The organism is Caballeronia sp. (assembly GCF_049581465.1).
Taxonomy (GTDB): Bacteria; Pseudomonadota; Gammaproteobacteria; order Burkholderiales; family Burkholderiaceae; genus Caballeronia.
In genome coordinates this window covers 1-2,363 of sequence record NZ_JBAUSA010001424.1, presented here as the reverse complement: position 1 = coordinate 2,363, position 2,363 = coordinate 1, and the positions used below count along the sequence as shown (strand labels likewise).

The window sequence follows — 2,363 nt, the reverse complement described above, 5'->3', positions numbered from 1 at the left end:
AGCAGGAGGACTCAATGCTCGCCCCACACTCGCCGCGGACAGCACCCCCAAACCCCAACACCAACCCTAAGGCAACACCAGGTCCCCCGCCACATCAACATCCCTGAGAATATTCGCGTCGTCTACTTCGATTTTCTCCACGTTCTCCGAAGCAAATAAATGCCGCGCACCGGCATCCCCATCGAGCATGCTAAGCGCATTCAAGTGTTGCGCGCCAAAACCCACCGGATGCCCCCGCTGTCCCCGATAAAACGGCGCCGCAATCGACGCCCCCCCGTCCAGGCATCGCGCCACCAGCTCAATAGTCGTACGCTCAATCCACGGCATGTCGCCGAGCGTCACCAGCCACCCTTCCGCATCCTGCGTCGCGCGCACCGCTGCCGCAAGCGTCGCACCCATGCCGCGTTGCGCATCGATGGAAAACACCACGTCGCAGCCCGCTTCGTTCAACACTTCAGCCAGTTTCTCCGACCCCGGCCGCACGACCGCAACAACCCGCGATACCGCCGACAAAATCCGCCGCGCCGATTGAAAGACAACCGGCGTTCCATCAGGCAACGGGGCAAGCAGCTTGTTGTGCAGCCCGGTCGGGTCGAACCGCGACCCATAGCCAGCAGCGAGAAGGATGCCGGTCGCATTCGATGAATAAGTCATGGCCGGCGCCCCAAGGGAAGAAGCGTAGATTTTGACGGGCAGCGCAATACGCCGCAAGCATCAAAAAAAACCGGGCGGGAAGCAGCGCCCGCGCGGGTTTCACGCGACAACGCGCTATTTCATCGGCAACGGCTTGCGCAGAACAACGACAACGCGCCAATCCATCGGCAACAGTTTCCGCAGAACAACCGCAGAACAACAAACGCGCTACACCTTAGTTGCCGGCAAGACCTTGTCCAGCGTGATGGGCAAATCGCGAACGCGCACGCCCGTTGCGTGAAAGACCGCGTTCGCAATCGATCCCGCCACGCCCGTGATGCCGATTTCGCCAATGCCCTTCGCGCCCAGCGAATTGATATACGGATCGTTTTCTTCGACAAAAGTAATGTCGATCGCGCCAACATCGGCATTCACCGGCACGTGATATTCAGCGAAATTGGCATTCGTATAGCGGCCGTAGCGTGGATCGAGTTCGCTTTTTTCAGTCAGCGCCGAACCGATGCCCCACACAATCCCGCCCATCAACTGGCTATGCGCGGTCTTCGCGTTGAGCAGGTGACCCACGCCGTACACCGCGACAATCCGCGCAACGCGGATCGTTCCCAGGTCGGCATCGACGTGAACCTCGCTAAACACCGCGCCGAACGAATGAAACGCGTATTGTTGCTTTTCCGCGCCCGGCTTCGTGGTCGCGCTGGCTTCGATCGGCTTGCCGCCGTTGCGCGCGATCACGGCCGCCGCAGGATCGCGTTTCGATGGATCGGCGCGACTGATGACCCAGCCGTTGTTCACGGTGACATCACTCGCGGATATCCCGCTCAGCGGCGAACCCGGGTCGTTGATCGCCAGTACGATGAGCTTGTCGCGAGCCTGCTCGGACGCCGCACGCACCGCCGGCGATACGCTCGCCACCGACTGGGAACCACCGGAAACCGGCGCTTTCGGCAACGAGGAATCGCCAAGCGCGAATGCCACGCGGTCGATGGGAAAGCCCAGCGCATCGGCAGCCACCTGGGTCATCACGGTGTACGTTCCGGTGCCGAGATCCTGCGTGCCGGACGCGACCATCGCCGTGCCGTCGGGCAGGATGCGCGCAATCGCGCTTGCTTCGCTGCGATTGGCCGGGTAAGTCGCGGTCGCCATGCCGAGGCCGATCAGCGTGTTGCCATCGCGCATGGAGCGCGGCCTGGGATTGCGGCGCGACCAGCCGAATTTCTCGGCGCCAATCCGATAGCACTCGCGCAGCGACTTGCTCGACCACGGCTTCTTCTCTTGGGGCTCCATCTCGGCGTAATTTTTCATGCGCAACGCGATGGGGTCCATGTGCAACGTGTAGCTGAGTTCATCCATCACCGATTCAAGCGCGAACGACCCGCTCGTTTCGCCCGGCGCGCGCATGAACGTGGGCGTGCCGATATCGAGTTTCACCAGCTTGTGCGTGGTCGCCTGGTTCGCCACGCTGTACAGCATGCGCGTGACGATCGCCGAGCTCTCGTTCCAGTCCTCGAACGTCGATGTGGTCGAAATGACGTCATGGCGCATGCCGGTCAGCGTACCGTCGTCGCGCGCGGCAACCTGGAAATGCTGGTCAGTGGCCGGCCGGTTGCCAATCATGCCGAACATCTGCGGACGTTCGAGCACGAGGCGCACGGGCCGGCCCGTTTGCCTCGCAGCCATCGCCGCGAGCACCACATGGGACCATACCGAGC

The 2,363-nt window shown here is 62.2% G+C and carries 2 protein-coding genes; both read right to left on the bottom strand.

All coding sequences use genetic code 11. The features are described 5' to 3' along the window. Positions 1 to 66: 66 nt before the first annotated feature. Positions 67 to 654, bottom strand: a complete 588-nt coding sequence (locus tag WCA53_RS34460; RefSeq protein WP_423922845.1) for a nucleotidyltransferase family protein — start codon at positions 652 to 654, stop codon at positions 67 to 69. A gap of 207 nt (positions 655 to 861) precedes the next feature. Next, positions 862 to 2,363: xanthine dehydrogenase family protein molybdopterin-binding subunit (locus tag WCA53_RS34455; protein WP_423922842.1), on the bottom strand; the 1,502-nt coding region annotated here is incomplete at its 5' end.

Excerpts from the sequence above, each read along its gene's own strand:
- WCA53_RS34460 (WP_423922845.1), bottom strand. The coding sequence starts at position 654 with ATGACTTATTCATCGAATGCGACCGGCATCCTTCTCGCTGCTGGCTAT.